Genomic DNA, 747 nt, shown 5'->3' on the forward strand with positions numbered 1-747 from the left:
ACCGTTCTACGCAATTTGAAAAAAACGTTCGACATAGCATTAATTATTGTGACAATATTAGTTGTTGGCTTTGTTGGAATTTCACTTTTTGGAGTTTCAATAATGGGAAAAAGAGCAAATACCAAAAATGACTTTCAAACCGAACAGAAAACATCTGATTTTGATTTAAAAAAGGACTTGACCGATTTTAAGAAAAAGATGACTGAATTAGACACTTTAAAAATTTTCTTTGACCATTCAGTTTGCACATACGAAGGTTATGAGAGAATTGAAATCACCAAACATTCTGACTCAATAAAAGTTCGGACTGAATTCAAAGAACTGACTTTTAATGATAATAAAAATCCAGATTGGAATTTAGTTTACGAGAAAAAAATATCGGAAAAGGACACGGTTTGGGAATTTGAAAAGTTTATTGAAAGAAATGCTCAACGCAAAACGTCGGACGACAAAACACGCGGAATTTTAATTGTTCAAAACAAAAAAGATACAATTCAGTTTTTCACCAATGGGCTTGTGGACTTGAATCGATTTTTGGAAGATTACTATCTGACTATGAGAAAAATATACCCAGAAAACAAAAATGGAATTTATGGATATGAACTTGTTGAGGAATAAAAAACTGCGTAGAACAATGTATAACCGCCATTGCTGCTTAATCGAATTTAGATTCCTACAAAAACAGTATCTTAACATCTGAATAATACGTATTCTAAAAACCGCAACGGCGGTTATACGAGACCGTTA

Annotated in this window: 1 protein-coding gene; it reads left to right on the plus strand. The window is 32.3% G+C overall.

Going from position 1 to position 747, the window contains the following annotated elements; all coding sequences use genetic code 11:
* On the plus strand, positions 1 to 618 hold a 618-nt coding region (locus JS40_RS00045; RefSeq protein WP_034257571.1), incomplete at its 5' end, for a hypothetical protein.
* Positions 619 to 747 lie beyond the last annotated feature (129 nt).

Origin of the sequence: Altibacter lentus (assembly GCF_000746845.1) — a bacterium.
GTDB classification, from domain to species: Bacteria; Bacteroidota; Bacteroidia; order Flavobacteriales; family Flavobacteriaceae; genus Altibacter; species Altibacter lentus.